This is a genomic window from Shinella sp. (assembly GCF_035998705.1).
In the GTDB taxonomy this organism is placed as follows: Bacteria; Pseudomonadota; Alphaproteobacteria; order Rhizobiales; family Rhizobiaceae; genus Shinella.
The window spans coordinates 1-19,642 of the sequence record NZ_DASYHH010000035.1; the positions used below are offsets into that span (position 1 = coordinate 1).

At 61.0% G+C, this 19,642-nt stretch carries 22 protein-coding genes; 15 read left to right on the plus strand and 7 right to left on the minus strand.

Annotated features, from left to right (window positions below):
• Window positions 1-126: 126 nt before the first annotated feature.
• The 5 genes from VGN93_RS30550 to VGN93_RS30570 form a co-directional block, all read right to left on the minus strand.
• The gene (locus tag VGN93_RS30550; RefSeq protein WP_371328653.1) at window positions 127-1,314 is read right to left on the minus strand and encodes a DUF882 domain-containing protein; all 1,188 of its coding nucleotides are present in this window, start codon (window positions 1,312-1,314) and stop codon (window positions 127-129) included.
• Between the two features lie 214 nt (window positions 1,315-1,528).
• A complete protein-coding gene (locus tag VGN93_RS30555; RefSeq protein ID WP_242224962.1) occupies window positions 1,529-2,584 on the minus strand; it encodes a flavin-containing monooxygenase in 1,056 nt (351 codons plus the stop codon).
• Between the two features lie 11 nt (window positions 2,585-2,595).
• A complete protein-coding gene (locus VGN93_RS30560) occupies window positions 2,596-3,225 on the minus strand; it encodes a L,D-transpeptidase (RefSeq protein ID WP_084438751.1) in 630 nt (209 codons plus the stop codon).
• Between the two features lie 141 nt (window positions 3,226-3,366).
• Window positions 3,367-3,690 carry a hypothetical protein gene (locus VGN93_RS30565; protein ID WP_064334799.1) on the minus strand — a complete coding sequence of 108 codons (324 nt, stop codon included), beginning with the start codon at window positions 3,688-3,690 and terminating at the stop codon, window positions 3,367-3,369.
• A gap of 232 nt (window positions 3,691-3,922) precedes the next feature.
• Window positions 3,923-4,852, minus strand: a complete 930-nt coding sequence (locus VGN93_RS30570) for a LysR substrate-binding domain-containing protein (RefSeq protein ID WP_064334800.1) — start codon at window positions 4,850-4,852, stop codon at window positions 3,923-3,925.
• A gap of 86 nt (window positions 4,853-4,938) precedes the next feature.
• Here VGN93_RS30570 and metC point away from each other — a divergent pair, with 86 nt between their 5' ends.
• The 15 genes from metC to lspA all read left to right on the plus strand — a co-directional run bounded on the left by metC (window position 4,939) and on the right by lspA (window position 17,972).
• A complete protein-coding gene (metC, locus tag VGN93_RS30575; RefSeq protein WP_242224967.1) occupies window positions 4,939-6,165 on the plus strand; it encodes a cystathionine beta-lyase in 1,227 nt (408 codons plus the stop codon).
• The gene (locus VGN93_RS30580; RefSeq protein ID WP_064334802.1) at window positions 6,162-7,184 is read left to right on the plus strand and encodes a transporter substrate-binding domain-containing protein; all 1,023 of its coding nucleotides are present in this window, start codon (window positions 6,162-6,164) and stop codon (window positions 7,182-7,184) included. Before metC ends, VGN93_RS30580 begins: the two co-directional genes overlap by 4 nt.
• Before the next feature lie 61 nt (window positions 7,185-7,245).
• Window positions 7,246-8,388: an amino acid ABC transporter permease gene (locus tag VGN93_RS30585; protein ID WP_064334840.1), complete on the plus strand. Its 1,143-nt coding sequence runs from the start codon at window positions 7,246-7,248 to the stop codon at window positions 8,386-8,388.
• Window positions 8,389-8,390: 2 nt separating this feature from the next.
• The gene (locus tag VGN93_RS30590) at window positions 8,391-9,464 is read left to right on the plus strand and encodes an amino acid ABC transporter permease (RefSeq protein ID WP_064334803.1); all 1,074 of its coding nucleotides are present in this window, start codon (window positions 8,391-8,393) and stop codon (window positions 9,462-9,464) included.
• Window positions 9,464-10,255, plus strand: coding sequence for an amino acid ABC transporter ATP-binding protein (locus VGN93_RS30595; protein WP_064334804.1), 792 nt, complete (start codon window positions 9,464-9,466; stop codon window positions 10,253-10,255). The genes VGN93_RS30590 and VGN93_RS30595 overlap by 1 nt, the downstream gene beginning before the upstream one ends.
• A gap of 148 nt (window positions 10,256-10,403) precedes the next feature.
• Window positions 10,404-10,859: a pseudoazurin gene (locus tag VGN93_RS30600; RefSeq protein WP_064334805.1), complete on the plus strand. Its 456-nt coding sequence runs from the start codon at window positions 10,404-10,406 to the stop codon at window positions 10,857-10,859.
• A gap of 240 nt (window positions 10,860-11,099) precedes the next feature.
• A complete protein-coding gene (gene copC / locus VGN93_RS30605) occupies window positions 11,100-11,462 on the plus strand; it encodes a copper homeostasis periplasmic binding protein CopC (RefSeq protein ID WP_168169022.1) in 363 nt (120 codons plus the stop codon).
• A gap of 10 nt (window positions 11,463-11,472) precedes the next feature.
• The gene (gene copD / locus VGN93_RS30610) at window positions 11,473-12,315 is read left to right on the plus strand and encodes a copper homeostasis membrane protein CopD (protein WP_064334806.1); all 843 of its coding nucleotides are present in this window, start codon (window positions 11,473-11,475) and stop codon (window positions 12,313-12,315) included.
• A 98-nt stretch (window positions 12,316-12,413) separates the two neighbouring features.
• Complete coding sequence (locus VGN93_RS30615; protein WP_064334807.1) at window positions 12,414-13,016, plus strand: transglutaminase-like cysteine peptidase; 603 nt, start codon at window positions 12,414-12,416, stop codon at window positions 13,014-13,016.
• A 204-nt stretch (window positions 13,017-13,220) separates the two neighbouring features.
• On the plus strand, window positions 13,221-13,790 hold the full coding sequence (locus VGN93_RS30620; protein ID WP_064334808.1) for an MAPEG family protein: 570 nt from the start codon (window positions 13,221-13,223) through the stop codon (window positions 13,788-13,790).
• A gap of 168 nt (window positions 13,791-13,958) precedes the next feature.
• Window positions 13,959-14,600: a DsbA family protein gene (locus VGN93_RS30625; protein ID WP_064334809.1), complete on the plus strand. Its 642-nt coding sequence runs from the start codon at window positions 13,959-13,961 to the stop codon at window positions 14,598-14,600.
• Complete coding sequence (locus VGN93_RS30630; protein ID WP_064334810.1) at window positions 14,600-15,469, plus strand: peptidylprolyl isomerase; 870 nt, start codon at window positions 14,600-14,602, stop codon at window positions 15,467-15,469. Before VGN93_RS30625 ends, VGN93_RS30630 begins: the two co-directional genes overlap by 1 nt.
• 69 nt (window positions 15,470-15,538) lie before the next feature.
• Complete coding sequence (locus VGN93_RS30635) at window positions 15,539-16,579, plus strand: L,D-transpeptidase family protein (RefSeq protein WP_064334811.1); 1,041 nt, start codon at window positions 15,539-15,541, stop codon at window positions 16,577-16,579.
• Between the two features lie 193 nt (window positions 16,580-16,772).
• The gene (locus VGN93_RS30640; RefSeq protein WP_064334812.1) at window positions 16,773-17,462 is read left to right on the plus strand and encodes a L,D-transpeptidase; all 690 of its coding nucleotides are present in this window, start codon (window positions 16,773-16,775) and stop codon (window positions 17,460-17,462) included.
• Window positions 17,463-17,465: 3 nt separating this feature from the next.
• Entirely contained in the window at window positions 17,466-17,972 is a 507-nt protein-coding gene (lspA, locus tag VGN93_RS30645; RefSeq protein WP_064334813.1) for a signal peptidase II, read from the plus strand.
• Between the two features lie 33 nt (window positions 17,973-18,005).
• Here the strand turns inward: lspA and VGN93_RS30650 are convergent, their stop codons facing one another.
• Complete coding sequence (locus VGN93_RS30650) at window positions 18,006-19,325, minus strand: MFS transporter (protein WP_064334814.1); 1,320 nt, start codon at window positions 19,323-19,325, stop codon at window positions 18,006-18,008.
• A gap of 15 nt (window positions 19,326-19,340) precedes the next feature.
• Window positions 19,341-19,616 (minus strand): metal-sensing transcriptional repressor, encoded by a 276-nt coding sequence (locus VGN93_RS30655; RefSeq protein WP_145926154.1) that lies wholly within the window; start codon window positions 19,614-19,616, stop codon window positions 19,341-19,343.
• Window positions 19,617-19,642: the final 26 nt, after the last annotated feature.

The following is a 19,642-nucleotide window of genomic DNA, read 5'->3' on the forward strand; positions in this document are numbered from 1 at the left end:
ACCCATTGACCCTGCCGTCGGTCGTCGCGTCCTTTCTCAAGGAAGGGCACGGCATCGATCATGTCACGGTCCAGGTGGACCCGCGGGGCGCGCTTCTCGCCCGGCACGCGTGATCGTGCCCTTCAATCAGCCGTCTGATCCGAAGCGGTCTAGGTTGAAGGTGCTCGACGCATCAAGTGCCCGTGTTGTTTGCGAACCGCGTCGCGTATCGTCGACGCTTGCGACGGCACGCCGCAGGCTAGCCGGAAGCGTCAGCCGTTGAAGCGCCTCGGCCGGTGCAAGCGCCCAATCGAGCATCGCCTTGTCGGAAACCGTCCATGCGCTTGCCTGGTGAAGGTCAAGAAGGCCGGATTCGGCGACAGCGGGCTGGCGCAATACCCGCCCCGTGATGCCGAGGCCTCCCATGGCCTTGAACGTTGAGGAGGGAATGAAAGCGGAGGTGTTTACACTCACAACGCGTTCGATTTCAGCTGCTCGAAACGTGGGGAGCGGAGCGCTGATGGTCGCCAGGTCGAAGAACGCCGGTTGTTCGACGGTCATTTCGCCCGCGGCCTGCATCTCGAGCGCCTTTTCCGCGCGGCTTTTGCGTGTCGGCAGCAACGCGGTCACGAGACTGTTCGGCGAGGTGTCATCTTCGGACAGTGCAGCGCCGGCGGAGCTCGCGGCCATGATCGATTTCGAGCCGACGCGTCGCTTGTAGTCCGCCATGGCCACGTTGTAGCCGGGCAGGGGGCGACCATCGGCGGGAACGTGCAGTGTCTTGCCGTTCGGGAAGATGCGCACAAGCTCTTGACGCGACATCCGTGGCCAGGCGCGCACATTGCCGACATCGAGATGCACGAAGGGCGAGCCCGATTTCGGATAGTAGCCGACGCCGCCAACCTGCATTTGCATGGCGGTGGCCCTGAGCTTTGCCAGCTTCACGCCAGGGATGAAGAAGTCCATCGCCTTGCCGAGCGTGTGCTGGCTGTTCTTGGCGACGCCCGAACTGCGCGAACGACCGCGCAGCATATTGTTGGTGGCGGGGGAGCGGTAGGCGGAGACGATGTGGATGTAATCCTTCGCGCCGCTGCGCTGATAGACTTCCCAGACGAGGTCGAGCAGGCGAGGGTCCATGCGAGCAGGTTCGTTCCGGCGCCAGTCGCGCAGGAAGCGGTTGACCTGCGCGAGACCCTTCGGGTCGAACCTGCCGTCGCGCTTGAAGGTGATCGTCGCCCGCTCGCCGGTGTGGGTGAAGAACAGTTTCAGCGATCGATCTTCCGCGGCAGCCGTGGCAGCGGTCAGTGCGACGACAGAGGCGGCGGCGGCCGTGATGGTGGAGGCTTGCGCAACCCAGCGCGCAATCGTCTCGATTCCCTTGTCGGCAGCAGCGTGGAACAGGCGCGCCAGAAACGCAGTCACAGGATACTCAGACACAGCAGTTCCGATCCAAACGAGATACTTCACGGGGCGGCAGAGACGTCTCGCCGCAGATTGCTGGCGAGGATTATGGTCAACAAAGATTTAAGAAGCCGTTGATGCCTGGTGGTCATCGCTTGGCCCCTTGACGGTGTTGCCGGCGGACAATCTCCTCGACGATGCGCTCGGCATCCGGCCCGGCACCCATGACGAGAGCGGATGCCCTGTTTCGTTGCCACGGCCGGCCCACGAAGTAGAGCCCAGGCACAGCGGAAACGCCGTTGGTGTGCGAGAACGCACGATCCGGTCCTACGGCCGACGGAATCTCCACCCAACCCGTCTCATCGCGATAGCCGGTCGCCCAGATTACCGTTCGCACGGTGGCGGAGCTGCCGTCGGAAAACGTGGCCGTCTCGCCTGAGGCGGCGACAAGGCGTGGCACAAGCCGAACACCTGCCTGCGCCAGGTGTTTGTCGCCTTGCCCTCGGTCGGGAAAGGCATCGGCAGCGCGCACCTTGCGGCCGATCCATGACTCCGGCGAGGCGTTCAGAATGCCGAGCAAGCGGAGCCACCACCAGATCGACTTCCCGAACAGCCCTTCGGGGAACAGTTTTCGAGGCTTGCCGTGGGAAAGCATCACAGGTTGCAGGGTCCGGCATTCAAGTGCGATGTCACGACCGCTTGCGCCGTCTCCAACGACGAGGACCGGTCCATCGGGCACACCCGCAGGGTTCTGATAGGTTTGCGGCGTCAACTGCAGCACCTCAGATCCGAAGCCGCTAGAGATGGACGGGACTATCGGTTTCTGAAAACCCCCGGTCGCGACAATCACTTCACTCGCTTCGATTTTCTCGCCCGAGTCCGTTTCTGCGAGGAAGACCCGGTTCGCACGCGACAAGCGCGCGACCCGTGTTCCCGATCGCACCGGCAGGCTGAAACGCGCGGCGTAGTCTTCCAGGTAGACAGCAAACTCGTCGCGGCTCGGATATTGCTCCCGGTTGCCGGCAAGGGGCAGGCCTGGAAGGGCGCTGAACTGGCGTGGAGTGAACAGGGTCAGCGAAGCGTAGCGGCTGCGCCAGCTGTCGCCGACGCGCGGATGGGCGTCGACGATCAGGAAAGGCAGACCGGCCCTGCGCAGGTAGTACCCTGCGGCAAGGCCAGCCTGGCCGGCTCCGATGACAAGCACCTGCCGCGCCGTCACGAAACCACCACGACGCGTGTTCCTACCGGGACGCGCTCATAGAGGTCTTCGACGTGACCGTTGACCATCCGTATGCAACCATTCGAAACCGCCTTGCCGATCGTCCAGGGCTCGGTCGTGCCATGGATGCGATAGAGGGTGTCTCTGCCGTCTCGAAACAAATAGAGAGCCCTCGAGCCCAGCGGGTTCTTCGGCCCGCCGGGAACGCCGTCGGCATAGCGTGCATATTTCTTCGGATCACGCCGTATCATGTTGTCGGTCGGGCGCCAGCTTGGCCATTTCGCCTTCCGGCCGACAGTCGCCGTGCCGGAGAACGCCAGGCCCGCGCGCCCGACACCTACGCCATAGCGGCGGGCAAGGCCCCCTTCTTCGATGAGATAGAGAAAGCGATCCCTCGGTACGACGATGATGGTACCGGCCGTCTCCGGATAGGGAGATGTCACCAGTTGCGGCAGAAATCTCTCATCGATGTCGATCGTGCGTTTCCTGCCTTGCGCGAAGGCGAGCGCGGGTGAGGCAAGGAGAGCGACGGCGGCAAGGCCGAAGGTCCGTCGATCCAGAACCGGGGAAGCCGGCCGCTCCGCTGTTGGGGATTGTTCGGTATCGTGGTTTGAAAGTCGTCTCATGGAAGTGTTCCTTGGCACGGGCAGGGGTCGCTTGGCGGTCTGCAATCGGCTTTGAAATGGGAATGGTGGGTGAGCGGCCGAGCGTATGCCGCGGTCGCGTCACCGGAGACCGCATCGCGCACGCGTGCGTCCCCGGTTGGTTCAAGCCGAGCGAGGGGGAGGCAGAATCAGCCGGGCTGGAACTGACGATTGCGTGTCGAAAGCTTGATTGGGGCGAATCCGGCGGACCGGTGCGGCCACCGGCCAGAACCACGCGACCAGCCAGCTGCAGGCTTCGTGACAGGTCTCTAGGCTCGCCGGATGGTCAAGCTCTGAATCATCAGTGTCTATCGCCAAAAGGCTCACGCTGCTCTGTAACGGGTCGGACAGCGCGTGGCTGCGCGCCGCCACCGACGCCGCGGTGCTTGCTCCGACGACGAGCGACATAAGGAAGACAATGATCAACTTCATGAGGGCGCGGTGCATGTGCGTAATGCCCGGATCGCTGCATTTTCGAAGACCTATCTCACGGCATTATGCTTAACAGGCGATTACCGGTGTGTGCAGCGTGGAGGCGAAATTCCTGCCTTCGCGCACGACCCGTTGAAATCGCAAGTGATTTTGATCCCGCGCGTTTGATGTCATGACATCGGCAGGTGCCAATCACGATGGCATCCCGCGTTCGGCGTTTTGCGGCGGGTCGCACTCGGCAAAGGTTCTACATACTGACCGCTGTCTCGATAGTGCCGACCTTGATGCCGATGTCGTTGCGGGCGTCGTGCAGCGCGGCAATAAGCGTCTCGGCCCTTGTGGATTTAAGTCGATCCTTGCTCGTGAGGATGAGGGCGCGGAACGGGATCGCAGGGATGAAGGGGCGAGCGACAAGGCCACGGCTCTCAAACTGGCTGGCCTTGTAGGTCATTGCATTGGCGATGCCGATTCCGACGCCCTCCAGGGCCAGATTGCAGACGACCTCGGAATATTGCGTTTCGACGACAGTGCGGGTTTGCAGTTGCGCCTCTTCAAGGGTCCGTTCAATCCGTCTGCGCACCGTGTCGTCCGGAGACAGCGCGATGAACGGTTCGCCCTCCAAGTCCGCGGGCGTTACGTTTTCCCTTCCTGCCAGCCGATGACTGGCCGCCATGACGCAAACGGCCGGCGCGGACATGAAGGGTTGCACGGAGACGCGAGACGTGTCGATTTCGTCGGCGGTAAGACCGACATCCGCCTGGCCGGAAGCGACCATATCGCGCACGGCATTCGAGCCGGCAATCAGAAGTGTGACATGGCCGGTTCGGTCCCTGCTGCGATAGCGTTGGATAGCCTTCGGCGCGAACGAAAGCCCGAGCGCAGGGTAACATGCCAGGCGGAGTCCGCTGGCGCCGAACTCCCGGATCATCGCCGCACGCGCGCGCAGCTGGTCCATCCCGATGAAAGCCCGCTCGACCTCCTCGTGCAAGGCAATTGCCTCTGGCGTTGGTACGAGCCTGCCGCCGACCTGGCGGAATAGGGTCAGTCGCGTCGAGCGGGCAAGGCGGGCAACCGCCCGGCTGACGGCCGGCTGGCTGATGCCCAGGAACTCAGCGGCTCGCGATGTGCTTCCCATACGCATCACCGCGTCGAAGGCCTCGAGTTCTCCCAGGTGCATTATAACATCCGCGCATAAAGTGCCTATGGCTGAGACATTATCGCACATAGTGGCGATACGCTATATCTCGTTCAGGGAGTTTAGCCGTGAACCGAGAAACCAAACTGCTGCATGCCGGACCGATAAGCGATGAAGGGTTCAGGAGCCTTTCCGCGCCGGTCACGCGTGCCTCCACCATCGTCTTTCCGTCTTCCGACGCGTTCGAGCGCCGCTACGACCGGTTCTATGACGGTTATACCTATGGCCTGTACGGCACGCCGACGACCCGTACGCTTGAGGCACGGCTCGCCGAGTTGTACGACGCGGACCACTGCCTTTGCCTGCCGTCGGGCCAATCGGCGACCGCGCTCGCATTGACCTCCCTTTTGAAAGCAGGCGACCGCGTTCTCGTCACATCCGCCGCATATGGTTCGACACGCAGCTTCTGCCATGACACGCTTTCACGGTTCGGTGTCGAAACGGTTCTCTACGAGCCAGCCGCCGGAGCAGGCGTCGCTCGCCTGATCGACGAGCGCACGCGGGTGATCGTGGTGGAATCGCCCGGTTCCAACACTATCGAGATACAGGACATACCGGCGATCGCAGGCGCCGCCCGTGCGGCCGGAGCCTGCGTGCTCGCCGACAACACATGGGCGTCTGCGCTAAACTGCAACCCGCTTGATCTCGGTGCGGATCTTGTCATGGAAGCCTTGTCAAAACATGTGGGTGGGCATGCGGATCTTCTGCTCGGTGCCCTGGTCACACGCGATGAAGGATTGTACCGGCGGCTGAAAGACACCGGCAGGACCATGGGTCTCGGCATCTCGGCCGATGACGCCAGCCTCGCGCTGCGCGGGCTTCAGACGATGCCGCTGCGGTTGGAGCGGGAGGGGATATCCGCCTTGACGCTCGCGCGCTGGCTCCAGTGCCGTTCAGAGATCGGCGATGTGCTGCATCCTGCCCTGCCGAACCACCCGGGCCATTCGATCTGGCGGCGTGATTTCCAGGGTGCCAGCGGCCTTTTCTCGGTGAGGCTGGCACCACCGTTCCAAGCCAATGTCTCCGCTTTCGTGGACTCGCTCAAGGTCTTCCGTATCGGTGCAAGCTGGGGAAGCACGCAAAGCATCGTCACGCCTCAACTGGATGTATCCGCGAACCAGGCATTGCCTGTTCCGGGCAGCAACAGGATCGTCCGTTTCTCGGTCGGTCTAGAGCCGGTCGAGGACCTGCAGGCGGATATCGAGGCGGCCCTGAATGCCTTGGTCGCGGATGTGGTGCACGAGCACTGGATTGATGAAGAGGGAACAATCACAACAAGAGGAAGAGAACGATGAAGTACGCAATTCTGCTGACCAGCGCCATCGCTGCTGCTATACTTTCCGGCGAGCCGGTTCACGCCCAATCCATCGTCGACAAGGTCCGGGAACGGGGATATGTGAGCTGCGGCGCCAGCCAGGGGGTGCCCGGCCTGTCACGCCCCGACGAAAAGGGAGAGTGGACCGGTTTCGACGTCGACAGTTGCCGAGCCGTTGCCGCCGCGGTGTTCGCGGACAGCAAAAAGGCACGGTTCGTTCCACTGAACGCGGCCCAGCGCCTGCCTGCCCTTCAGACGGGCGAGATCGATGTCCTGTCGCGGACGACGACATGGACCTACACACGCGACACCGCGGTCCGCTTCGTGGCGATCAACCTCGTCGACGGCGACGCCATCATGTTGAGCAAGGCGTTGAACGTCCAGAAAGCGGCTGACCTCGATGGGTTGACGATCTGCCTGCAGGGCGGTGGCAGCCTGGTCGAGAACGCGCTCGACACGATCGAGCAGGACAATGCCGTCAAGGTCCAACGCGTCTATTTCGATTCGACCATCCTGGCGCGGGATGCCTATTTCGGCGGACGTTGCGACGGCTATATGAGCGACGGCTTCGCCATTGCCGGCCAGCGTGCGTCTGTCGCTGGCAATCCGGAGGAGCATGCCATCTTCTATAGCGGCGCGACCACCGAGCCGCTCGCTCTAGCCATCCCCCGTGGTGACGACCGCTGGTTGGACATCGTGCGCTATGCGTTCAACGCCATGGTCTGGGCCGAAGATCGCGGCATCACCTCGCAGAATGTCGATGAAATCAAAACGACGAGCGGCGATGCAGAAACGCGCAAGGCGCTGGGGGCCGAACCCGGCATCGGCGAGCCGCTCGGTTTGGACGACGCTTGGATCTACAATGTCATCAAGCAGGTCGGAAACTACGGCGAAGTCTTTGACCGCAATCTTGGGGCACAGAGCGCGCTCAAGGCCGAGCGCCGTCTCAACGCCCTCCCGCGCGATGGCGGCATCCTATTCCCGATTGCGTTCAAGTAACCGAACCGGACCATTGCCCGGTCGCAGCGGCCGGGCAATGCATGCAGAGGAGATTCAGATCATGCTGCAGGATGCCCGCTTTCGTGCGGCTGCCGTTCAGCTGATGTTGTTGGCTGGCGTTGCGACCTTCGGGATCGCCTTGGTCTCCGCCACGGCGCAAAACCTTCAGCTTCGGGGCATACCCGTCGGTTTTGGCTTTCTCTGGAAACCGGCGAATTTTCAGATCGCGGAGACGATCCTTCCCTATTCGTCCTCCGATCCGAACTGGTGGGCGGCGGTCGTCGGCCTCGCCAACAGCCTGTTCATTTCAGTCCTCGTGATCGTCATCGCCAGCGTCATTGGCCTCTTCATCGGCATCGGGCGCCTGAGCAACAACCCCCTGATGAGCGGCCTTTGCCGTGGTTGGGTTGAGATCGCCCGCAACACGCCGCTCGTCGTCCTACTCATTTTCACCTACGCGCTTTGGTGGGAGGTTTTGCCTCTCGCTTCGCAAGCGTGGAAGCTGGGCCCCGGCACGCATCTTTCGGTGCGGGGACTTTCCATGCCGGCGCTTCACTGGTCGGCATCGGGGGTAATGCCGCTGGCATTCGTTGGCGCCGGCCTCCTGGGCGTGTTCACGGCATCCCGCGCCGCCCACAGGCGGCAGTCTCGTACGGGCCGGCGCCCGCCTTATGTCTTATGGGCATGGATTGCCGTGGCATCGGGCGTGGCCCTGCTTCTCATGCTCTATCGCAATGCGTTATCGATCGAGTTGCCCGAATTCCGCCGTGCAAACTTTGTCGGCGGCTGGTCGCTGACGCCCGAACTGACCTCCATCCTGATCGGCCTTACATTCTATACCGCGGGTTTCGTCGGGGAAATCGTTCGCGGGGGGATCGTCGCGGTACGCAGGGGACAGTGGGAAGCCGCCACTGCGTTGGGTTTAACTCGGGCGCAGACCTACCGGCTGGTCGTCTTGCCGCTTGCCCTGCGCAGCATCGTCCCTCCGATGAATAGCCAGTACATCAACGTCATCAAGAATTCGACCCTCGCGATCGTGGTCGGCTACCAGGATTTCATGACGGTCATGAGCACTATGATCAACAAGACCAGCCACGCGATCGAAGGCGTCGCGATGATCCTCGGCGTCTTTCTCCTCGTCAACCTCGCCCTGTCCGCGCTGCTCAACGCGTACAACCGGCGCATCGCCATCGTGGAGCGTTGAAAATGGTCGAAATCGCCTACAACGTACCGGCGCTTACCAGTCGCCCTCTCACGAGACGGTTGGCGCCGTTTTTCGGCACGCCGCTCAATGCTGTCTTGACGATAGCGCTGGTCGCGCTTTTGGTCCGTATCGGGTGGCCGCTTGCGGATTGGGCGATCTTCGAAGCAGCCGTGCTTCCCGCCGAGCCCCAGACCTGCCAGGCGGCGACAGGCGCCTGCTGGAGTTTTCTCCTCGCCAAGTATGGGCAGATCCTCTTCGGCATCTATCCGCCCTCGGAACGGTGGCGCGCCGCACTGGTGTGCGGATTAATCCTCGCGACACTGGTGGTTTCCGCAAGGCCGTCGTCATGGCGGCCTTGGCTCGCCCTGGCCTGGCCGGGCATGATGATCGTCGTGCTGTGGCTCATGAGCGGCGGTTTCGGTCTGCCCTACGTGCCCACAAGCGCCTGGGGCGGCCTGCCGGTGACGCTTATCCTCACCGTCTTCGCCATCGGCCTCGGATTTCCGGCGGCAGTGCTTCTGGCTCTCGGCCGCAGGTCGCATATGCCTGTTGTGCGAACATTGAGTATCCTGGTCATCGAGACGATCCGCGGTCTTCCGCTTCTGAGCCTTCTTTTCGTCGCCTCGATCCTGCTGCCGCTCTTTCTTCCGGATTGGCTCCTCCCGGACAAATTCGTCCGTGCGCTTCTTGCGCTCACGGTTTTTGCGGCGGCTTACCTCGCGGAGGTGATACGGGGTGGGCTCCAGTCGATCTCTGCGGGCCAGGCGGAAGCGGCAGGAGCGCTGGGCCTCGGATATTGGAACACCCAGCGACTGATCATCTTGCCGCAGGCGATCCGCATCGTCATCCCGGCGCTGACCAACACCATCATCGTGATGGTGAAGAACACCAGCCTGGTTCTGGTGGTGGGCCTCTTCGATCTCATCAGTTCCGGCAAGGCGGCACTGTCCGATCCGGACTGGCCAGCACCATCGACAGAGACCTTCCTGTTCATCGGTCTGATCTACTTCATTCTCGCCTTTTCCTTTGCTCGTTTTGCCGACTTCCTGGAACGCCGCGGTAAGGAGATGCTTTGATGGCTGCCACTCCCATTGCAACACTCGCGATAAGTATCGAGAATCTTGGGAAGTCCTATGGCGATTTCGAGGTCTTGAAGAGCGTCAACCTCTCTGTCGCGCAAGGCGAGAAGATTGTTATCTGTGGACCCTCCGGCTCTGGCAAGTCGACGCTGATCCGCACGATCAATCGGCTCGAGGAGCATCAGCGCGGCAGGATCATCGTTGACGGGATCGAATTGACCGGTGACCTGAAGGGGATCGAGAAAGTCCGATCGGAAGTTGGAATGGTTTTTCAGCACTTCAATCTCTTCCCGCACTTGACCATACTGGAAAACTGCACCCTCGCGCCAATCTGGGTTCGCAAAATGCCGCGCCAACACGCGCAGGAGATTGCGATGGAGTTCCTCCGAAAGGTCCGCATTCCGGAGCAGGCCGATAAGTATCCCGGGCAGCTCTCGGGCGGTCAGCAGCAGCGTGTGGCGATCGCGCGGGCGCTGTGCATGAAACCTCGCATTATGCTGTTCGACGAACCGACATCGGCGCTGGACCCGGAGATGATCAAGGAGGTGCTCGACACAATGATCGAACTCGCCAACGACGGTATGACCATGCTGTGCGTCACGCATGAGATGGGTTTTGCGCAGGCGGTTGCCGACCGCATCGTTTTCATGGATGGCGGAAAAGTGATCGAAGAAAACCGGCCGGCGGAGTTTTTCAAGTCGCCGCGAAACCCGCGCGCGCGCGCGTTTCTCAGCCAGATAGTCGGGCACTTAGGTCGATCGTTCACAGACGGTCCAACCGCGGATTGAACACCGCCGGCGATGGAGGCGATGATGGGCGGCTGGGGAGCGGCAGTTCGCCGCGCGACATCTCGCTTTGCCGGTTACGATTGACCAAAGTGTTCCGAACAGGCAGGCGATATCCTGCAATCGTGCAAGATTGTGAAGGAGAAACCACATGCTTAAACGACGAGACGTATTGCTGGGTGCAGCGATTGGCACCATAGCGTTGACGGCGCTGCCTGTCAGAGCGGCAACGAAAGACCATCAGGTGATGATGCTCAACAAAGGCAAGAAGGGCGCGATGGTCTTCGAGCCCGATTTCATTTTGGCCGCGCCTGGCGATACAGTGACCTTTGTGCCCGTCGACAAGGGCCACAATGCCGAGACCATCAAGGGATTGATCCCGGATGGAGCGAACGCGTTCAAAGGCAAAATCAACGAGCAGATCACGGTAACCGTCGAGCAGGAAGGCATCTATGGTGTAAAATGCCTTCCGCACTATGGAATGGGGATGGTGGCGCTCATCGCGGTGGGGCAGCCGGTCAACCTGGAACAGGCCAGGACGGTGAAACATATAGGCAAGGCAAAGAAGGTGTTCGAGGAACTGCTGGCGCAGGTGCCGACGACGTGAGTTCTTGAAGCAACGCCACACACGAGCCGGCTTCTTGTCATGCCATGACCGTTATGCATCTGTGCGCAACGGTACACGTCGTCCGGCTCGGCGACTTTGTGCGCAGGATAGGCAATCATCGCGGATTGAGGCGAGAAGAGCGTGTAGCCGTGCGGCGTGGCGCTCCGCCGCCCCAATCATCCTATCAACCCGCTGTCATCGTTGATGACGGCGACCCGATATTCAGGACCGTGCAGCGACATGAACAAATTCAAAGCTTTATTCTTAACGTCGTTTGCAATGACAGTTCTGACAGCCGCCCCGGCAACGGCGCACTCCGTGCTCAAGAATTCGTCGCCAAGTGCCGATACAACCGTGGAAGCACCAAGGTCACTTGAGCTCACGTTCTCCGAAACCGTCAACCTGCGCTTCAGCAATATCGAACTCATCGGGCCTGATGGTGCGGCGGTGCGAGTGGGCAAGCCTATCAATTCGCAGGATGGTCATACGCTTCTTGCGCCCCTTCCGGAGCCGCTGCCTTCAGGCAGGTATGATGTCAAATGGGATGCTCTTTCCAAGGATGGTCATAAGATAAACGGCAATTTCAGCTTTCTCGTCAAATGAGGTGCCGTGAATGGCGGACCCGGTAATTGTCCTCATCCTGTGCCGGGGCGCAATATTCGGAGCAGCCCTTATGATCTGGGGGGCGTCATTGTTTCGCTGGCGCCTCCAGCCTCATGCAGAGAGGATGCGTTTCGAGGGCTGGATGATTCTGTGCTTGGTTGTCGCGGTCATTATTCTCCTGCCGGCACAGGCGGCCCGGGTTTCTGACGGGTGGGGCGATATTTTTGAACCGGGCCTTCTTCGGGATGTCATAGTTTTCACCACGCCCGGAAGGTCGTGGGCTCTCCAGGCGGCGGCGATCACGGTGGCTGCGTTTGCATTTGTCATGCAATGGACAAGGGCCACCGTGCTGTCGATAGTGATCGTGTTCATTGCCCAATCGATGACCGGACATGCCGCAGCATCCGAAGGCGTATTCGGGTATGTGCGGCAGGCGAATGACGTGCTTCACCAGATCGCTGCGGGAGCTTGGTTGGGTGCGCTGCCGTATGTCTTGCGGCTTCTGCCGGACGTGGAAAAGCTTGACGCGAAGATGATTCTTATCCGTTATTCAGGCGAGGGCCATTTTTGGGTTTCGCTTCTGCTCGTGACCGGGTTGATTGCTACTCTTTGGATCTTCGAAGGAATACCGCTTGACTGGAGCATTCGCTATCAGCTGCTTTGGGCTTTGAAGGTGTTCGTGACAATGGCCATGGTCGGACTTGCGGTGTGCAATCGTTACTTCCTGGTGCCGCGTCTTCGGGACAGGCCCGACGCATTGTCGGCGCTCGCGAGAGCAACCAGACTCGAGATCGCGCTTGGGCTATTGGCCGTTGCGCTGGTTGCATGGTTTGGAACGCTCGAACCACTTTGAGCGGTGTCTTCGGCTCTCCGAGTGTCAGGCGCATGGACGCGCGAGACGGGAATCATTAATAATCTGGACACGTTGATCAGGAATGAATCGGAGTGGTGATGAATTTCGGACGGTTGATCGCAGGTGCGAGCCTATCGGCTCTCTGGTCTTTTGTCGGCAACGGCGCATGGGCTCATCCGTCCGCGATGGTCACGGGAAATTTCACGTCTCAACCAATCGGTCATTTTGAGTTCTGCAAGCGAAACGCGTCAGAATGCACGTTACGTTCCAGGAAAACGGCGCCATTGCCAATGTCGAGCGAGTTCCTTGCGCAGTTGCAACAATTGAATGTTTCAGTGAACAAGGCAATCAAGCCCATAAGTGATTTTGATCTATACGGAGTGGAAGAATACTGGACCTATCCAGTCGATGGAGGCGATTGCGAGGACTATGTGCTCGCAAAACGTCGTGTTTTGATCGAGGATGGTATCCCGTCGTCAACGGTGCTCATTACGGTATTGCGTCGACCGAACGGTGAGGGGCACGCCGTTCTGACGGTGAGAACCGACATCGGAGACGTCATTCTTGATAATCTGACAGATGCCGTCTTGAACTGGGACGAAACTGGCTACACTTACCTGAAGCGACAGGCGGTCGACCATACGGGGCGCTGGGTGTCCATTCGAGACGGCGACGCTCCGCTGGTCGGTTCCGTTCACTGAAGTTCGGGGTCGAGGAGGTTTCGTCTGCAGAGCTTTTTTCGTCTCGACCAAACTGCGACACGAGCACGGCGACAATCGCAGCAGCCGCCGAATTGCTGGTCATCCAAACCATGCCGAGCGGAACTTAAAGCTCTGGCACCCGCGATCGAGCGGTCCTGACAGTAAGAGCTTTACGTTCAGGCTCATACGGTGCGGAGTGTTGATATGGTAATCGTCCCGGCGTCCAAAGCTGAACTTCGGAAAGAGCAGCGCAAAATCCTCTTGAGAAGCGGTGCGGCTGCCATGGTGTGCATGCTGGCCCTCGGTGGCACGCAATACCTTCTACGCGGCGCCAAGGTTTTCCCCGACGAAAATCTGGAATCGCGGCTATTCTTCATAGCCGCCGCGAACTTGCTTCTCGTCGTTTGGGTCATCATAGGCGTCGCCATGGTGGCACGAGGCCGACGTCATTCTGCGGAAGATATCGGCGGATCGGCGTACTCTCGCCCGAGCTCTAGAATTGCCGTTGCAGCCGCTTTTCTTCAGAACACGCTCGAACAATTCGTCATCGCGTCCGTGACGTTATCCGCGCTCGTGATGCTGGAAGGCGCGGCGATGATGCCGTTTATCGCGGCTTCTGTGGTCCTGTTCGGTGTCGGCCGCGTTTGCTTCTTAGTCGGGTACTCAAAAGGGGCCGGTGGCCGTGCGTTTGGAATGGCCCTGACTGCGCTCCCCAGCATCGCGGCGTTCGTGATCGCGTTGGCGCACTTGATCACGCGGGTCTGGCAAACGTGATGCTGACGACGTCAATTCTGGCATACTGATGGATCGGCATAGGCCCCGGCGGGCTTGAATCCGACCCTTCGTTTGAATCCGTCGTAAAAATCGTGGCGCGCGTTTACGCCTCTTGCACCTCAAGTACCTAGAGGTTTTATGATCCGGCTCCTTTGATTTGGAGACGAGATGTTCAGGCGACAATTTCTGGGATCGACCGCGGCAGCTTTCACCTTGCTGGCCGCAAACCGCGTTGTTGCGCAGACGGCCGCCACAGGCTCGGCGACGGACCTCTTGCAGCCGGGGCCGTTGCCCGAGCGGATTCTGGGGCGCGACGACGCACCGGTTACCGTTATCGAATATGCGTCGATGACATGCGGGCATTGCGCCAACTTTCACTTGAATATCTGGCCAGCCTTCAAGGCAGAGTTCATCGATACGGGTAAGGTCCGCTTCATTCTCCGCGAGTTCCCGTTTGATCCGCGCGCGACCGCCGCCTTCATGCTCGCCCGCTGCACGGGTGACGACAGATGGTATCCGACGGTCGACCTCCTCTTCCGTAACCAGCCGCGCTGGGCGCGTGCTCAGGACGGCAAGGAAGGGTTCCTCTCGGTCCTGTCGATGACCGGTCTCAAGGAGGCCGATCTTGAGGCTTGCCTTAGCGACCAGGCGCTGCTCGACAAAGTCAATGCGGTCGCGGCCAGAGGTCAGGAACTTGGCGTCGATTCGACGCCGACCTTCTTTATCAACGGCGAAAAATACACCGGCGTAATGCCGATCGAGCAATTGCGCGCCGTCATCGAACCGATTGTCGCGGGAGCAAAGAAGTGATGCTGCTGAAAATCAGGAACGTCTTTCTTTCCGCGCTCTTTCTGGTCGCTGTTCCAGCCTTCGCCGAGGAACGGGCGGATCAGGTAGCAGCTCGCGTCGGAGATTCCGAGATTCTGGAATCCGACGTATCGTTCGCAACCTCGTTCCTCGGCGATCCTAATCCCAAGGCAACACCCGAGGCACGCAAGTCCGCGGTCGTCGATGCGCTGATCGACCTCAAGGTGGTCTCTGACGCCGCGATCAAGGACGGGCTGGAGAACGACGAGACGTTCAAGCGGCAGATGGTGTTCCTGAGGCAACAGGCGCTTCGGCAGGCCTATCTCGCCAAGGCTGCCGCCGCCGCTGTAACCGAGGACGCACTGCGCAAGGTCTATAACGAACGGGTCGCCGCCATGCCGTCGGTCGAAGAGGTTCGCGTCCGGCACATCCTGCTGAAGGACAGGGCTGGCGCTGAGGCGGCGATGAGGGATATAGCCGCGGGCAAGTCCTTTGAAGAGGTGGCCGGGAGCGTTTCGCTGGATGAGACGTCGAAGAAGAGCGGCGGTGATCTTGGCTTTCTGACAATGGAACAACTCCCGCCGGAGCTGGGAGAGGCGATCGTAACGATGAAGACCGGTGAGATTGCCGCAAAGCCCGTGGAGACGCCCTTCGGCTTTCATGTCGTAAAACTTGAAGAGCGGCGCAAGCGTGAACCACCGGCATTCGAGGTTGTGTCGACGGAGTTGCGCCGTGGCATGGAAGCCCAGGCGGTGAGCAAGATCGTCGCTGACCTCAAGGCGGCCGCGCGGATAGAGAAGCTCGTGCCCGATGTTGCGATGCCTGAGGGATCGGATGACGGACACGAGCATGGTGCCGAGGGCGGGGAATAGCGCAACTCTATCGTTTCTTTCGTGCAATCCCGTTCCCTTGTTCTGATTATTCTCGTGTCCCGGCATCTCATGCGGTCGCTCCATTCTCTGCTGCCAAAATTCCTCGCCGTCTCTCTCATCGCGATCATGCTATCGGGATGCGTTGCCATGGAGCTCGCCGAACTCTCCAGCGAGCCGCCGAAGCTTTCCGCCGCCGTCGTGGCCGCGATGGCGAAGAAGGGTATGCGGCCTGAAGATCCTGTCCTTGTGCGGATATTCAAGCAGGAGAGTGAGCTGGAGGTGTGGAAGGCGGATGCATCAGGCCGTTACAAGCTCTTCAAGACCTATCCGATGTGCCGCTGGTCCGGCAAACTCGGCCCCAAGACGAAAGAAGGCGATCGCCAGGCGCCGGAAGGCTTCTATCATGTCTCGGCCGGGATGCTGAATCCGCAGTCGCAGTACTATGTCTCGTTCAATCTCGGTTATCCCAACCGTCTTGAAGCTGCGCTCGGCTACACCGGTGAGGCGCTGATGGTCCATGGCGCCTGCTCGTCGTCGGGTTGCTACGCCATGACCGATCAGGGCGTCGGTGAGATCTATGCCATCGCTCAGAAGGCGCTGCAAAGCGGTCAGGACAGCTTTCAGGTCCAAGCCTATCCGTTTCGCATGACCGCGGAGAACCTCGCCAAGCATCGAGGGGATTCGAACATGCCGTTCTGGCTCACCCTCAAGGAGGGCTACGACCAATTCGCTTTTTCGAAGCGCCAGCCGAAGGTCGCGGCCTGCGAACGGCGCTATGTGTTCAACAGGGAGTTCGAGGGGGGCGATCCGCGCAATCCGCTCGCCGCCTGTCCGGTATCGTCCAGCGGGGCTTCGGCCGACCTCCTGTCAATGGTGGCGACGGAGCGTGGCAAGGTGGACGCGGCGCTTGCCGCCGAAAAGTCGGCCGCGGCGCTCGCTTATGTGGACGGCGGAATGCATCCAAGCTTCCGGGCTCTTTTGAAGAAACAGGGGGCCTCGAAGCTGGCGGAGGATATCTCGATCATAAAATATCCGGTCAGTCGGCCGGAGGCTGCGCTTGCCGATCCCTATTCGGGCACGTCTGCTGTCAGCGGGGCGTCGGATGACTGATCCAAGTGACGTTCGACAGCGTGCGCGCATGATCCGGCGGAAGAACCGCGTCATGCTTTTTGTTCTGCTGGGCTTCGTAGTCTCTGTCATTGCCTACAGCGCTTTTCACATTCGCAGCGAAATGAAGACGTCGACACCGTCGGCAGCTGCTGCTGAAACCGGTAAATAGTCGGCGTCGAGAAAAGGGACCAACATGCTTGAAGACACCAACACCGTCGCGCGCCGCGGATTTCTTCTCGGGACGCTTTCCATGGCGCTGGCGGCCTGTTCCACGACATCCCCCTCCGCCGTGCCCAGCGTAGCACGACGTCCGATGGGCGTGCCGAGCGAGGAGGAACTGGCCGCTCGCTATGCCGCGATGGAGGATGGCGGTCATCAGCTGCCGGCCGTTCCCTTCCGGCAAATTGATCCAAAATTCTACCGCCAGCGTGTTTTCAATACGACGGGCGAGCCAGCCGGCACTGTGGTGGTCGATACCGGTTCGAAGTTTCTCTATGTCGCGGAGCCCGGCGGCACCGCGATGCGCTACGGGGTTGGGCTTGGCCGCGCGGGATTTGCCTGGGAAGGCGAGGGGGTTATCCAGTGGCGCCAGAAGTGGCCGCGCTGGAAGCCGCCGGCGGAAATGATCGCGCGCCAACCCGAGCTTGCGAAATTCTCTGTCGAGAACGGTGGACAGGAGCCAGGGCCGGACAATGCGCTCGGCGCCCGCGCGCTCTACATCTTCCAGAATGGCGAGGACACGCTTTACCGTCTGCACGGAACACGTGAGTGGAACTCTATCGGAAAATCCGTGTCCTCCGGCTGCGTGCGGTTGGTCAATCAGGATGTCATCGACCTCTACACCCGCGTGCCTTCCAAGGCACGCATTGTCGTACGCACGTAGATCATGCGGTTGGTAGTTGAAAGAAAAGGCGAGCTCGCCGCCTTGTTTGCGTTCGGCGCCGCAATCTTCCTCGTGGACATCGCTCTCAAGCACTTCATGGTCACGGCGGTGATGAACCCGCCGCGGATCATTCCCGTCACACCGTTCTTCAATCTCGTGCTCGTCTACAATCCCGGCGTCAGCTTCGGAATGTTCGCCGAATGGATATCGGCGGCGCCACAGCTTTTTGCCGTTCTGAAAGCATGCATCGTTGCCGGGCTCCTGTCGTGGGCCGCTCTTTCGCGCCGGATGGTTGAGCGGCTGGCACTGTGCATGGTCGCGGGAGGAGCGATGGGCAATCTCGTCGACCGGTATGCCGACGGCCAGGTCACCGACTATCTGGATTTCTATGCGGGACAGTGGCATTGGCCATCGTTCAACCTTGCCGATGTGGCCATCGTGGCTGGTGCGGGCCTCATGATCGTTGTTGCTTCTTTCCACAGAGACACTGCAACGAGCCAATCATCATGAAAGCGAGGCGGCCGGAGCCACCGGTTCGACAGCTTACGGCCTTGAGGGCCACTCGGGATGCAGCCGATCAATGACAACGGCATGGGCATGGCTATGCCCGCCGCGCCGCACTCCTTCGGCGAGGTGCGGGTGATCGACAGGCAGGTCGTCGTGGTCGTGCTCGATCTCCACGTTGTCGTTCGCTGGCCACAGCGCCATCGCGACGGCGAAGCCGGACGTCGCGAGGAGCGCGAGGCAAAGGGCGGCTGCGGACAGGCCGATCGTTGCGCCGAGCCAACCGGCGAGCGGATAGGTGACGAGCCAGGCGGCGTGGGAGAGCGCGAAATGCGCCGCAAACAGGGCCGGTCGGTCTTCCGCATGCGCGGATCGCCGCAACAGCCGGCCGGAGGGCGTCTGGGCGATCGAATAGCCGATGCCGAGGAGACACCAGAGCGGCAAGAGCGTGCGGATGCCGTCGACGGCCGAGGCTGCCAGAAGCCCGGCAATCAGGACCGCCGCTCCAGCCAGCATGACCGGGCGGTCGGGAATAGTGTCGAGGAGTTTTGGAAGGAAGAGCGCCGCCAGCATCGAGCCGCCGCCGAACGCGGCGAGCGCAAGGGCCGTGCTTTCCTGGGTCAGGCCGAAGGTGGACTGCACGATCACGACCGTGTTGACGATCACCATCGAGCCGGCGGCCGAGACCGAAAGGCAAATCGCGAGAAGGCCGCGCAGCCGCGGCGTTGCCAGATAGAGACGAAGGCCCCGCGTGGTCCGTTCGTAGACACTGCGACGCTCGGTCTTCGAAGGCGCGGGAAGCACGACGGAGACGACGAGCGCCGAGGATACGAGAAAGCCGATGACCGTGCCGCCGAACAGCGAATGGAAAGAGATGATCGTCAGGAGCGCTGCAGCCAAGGCGGGGCTGATGAGGCTTTCGAGGTCATAGGCGAGCCGGGAGAGCGATAGCGCTCGCGTATAGTCCTTTTCGTCCGGCAGCACCTCGGGGATCGTCGCCTGGAAGGCCGGGGTGAAGGCGGCCGAGGCCGATTGCAGGACGAAGATCAGGACGTAGACCTGCCAGACCTCGGTGACGAAGGGCAGGCAGAGGGCGACGGCGGCGCGTACGAGGTCGAGTGCGACCAGCAGCGGCCGCCGTGGAAGCACTTCCGCGAAGGCGCCCGCGATCGGTGCGATGCCGACATAGGCGATCATCTTGATGGCGAGTGCCGTACCCAGCACCGCGCCGGCGTCAGGTCCGGCGATCTCGTAGGCGAGCAGGCCGAGGGCGACCGTCGCCAGACCTGTCCCGACCAGCGCGACGACCTGCGCCAGAAAGAGGTGGCGATAGGTTCGGTTCTGGAGGACGCCGAGCATGCTGTTTCCGATCGGTCAGAGATATTTGGTGATCGCCTTGAACTCGGCCATGGCGCTTCGCTGGTCGGCGGGCAGGGGGCCGACCACATCCTCGAGGCAATGGTCGAGATGGTCCTGGATCAGCGCGCGCTTGGCATTGGTGACCGCCTTTTCGACGGCATGAAGCTGTTGTGCGAGATCGAGGCAGGGGCGCCCGTCCTCGATCATCGCGATGATGCTCTTCAGATGTCCCTCGGCCCGCTTCAGCCGCTTGACGATCTCGGGATGGGTCTTGTGCCTGTGCTCGCTCATATGCATAACCTATCCCCCTGGATAGG